The following is a 798-nucleotide window of genomic DNA, read 5'->3' as shown; positions in this document are numbered from 1 at the left end:
TTAAAGTGGCTTTAACTAATGAACATTGTAAAAGTTCAATGTAATCAATAGGTAATAAAGCATAACAAACGCTTCAAGAGGGACTTCCAACGCGTGGCATTTTTATTATGCGTTGATTTTGGTGGTTTTAGTGTTATGCGGAAACTTGGTAGTAGCGTTGTCAGCCCCTTAAGCGGGCGTTATGCGTACCTGTCACAATTGTATTTTTTATTACACGCATCTAACTGATTAATTCTGCTATATTTGTTCAATTGTCATATCTGGATAAACTTTGATGGATTCATTCATAAACAATGTGACTGATGTTTGGTGGTGGTTACAGCATGTCCCATCTGCAATTGTAGCTCTACTCATTGCAGTAGTTTTCAAGAAAGCACCTCAAATTCTTAAGTCAGTATTCAAGTGGCTTGCAATCCGAGAACTGAAAAATTTGAAGCGAAAGCGTTTCAACTACGCTTCTGTCACATACGAAATTATCAAGTGTCATGCACTGATGCTTTTATTTTCGATGCTATGTATTGCTTATTTTTACATCTATACCCAAGTTCCACAGTCAAGTTCAAGCTGGTTGATTGTTGCTATTAAATCTAGTCCATTATACATCGTTGAAGTTATGTATCTTATTCAACGTAATCACACAAAAAAACTAATTAAATCAGTTGGTAAAATACGCATAACAAGAGACTATGGCGTCAAGAGTTAATTTTGGCGCTGTTTGCATCCCACATGCAGCCGTCTCTGAGCATAGAATTTAGGATAACTACCATCTTTCTGACGCAAGCAATGATCGCTACTTTT

General features: G+C 36.6%; 1 pseudogene. It reads right to left on the bottom strand.

Annotated features, from left to right (window positions below):
* Positions 1-692: 692 nt before the first annotated feature.
* Positions 693-798: pseudogene (locus tag FKN88_RS17415) on the bottom strand (IS110 family transposase); the annotation flags it as partial.

It is taken from the genome of Vibrio sp. 2017_1457_13 (assembly GCF_030851525.1).
In the GTDB taxonomy this organism is placed as follows: domain Bacteria; phylum Pseudomonadota; class Gammaproteobacteria; order Enterobacterales; family Vibrionaceae; genus Vibrio; species Vibrio metschnikovii.
The sequence above is the reverse complement of the archived record's forward strand: the minus strand, read 5'-3'. Positions and strand labels throughout refer to the sequence as shown.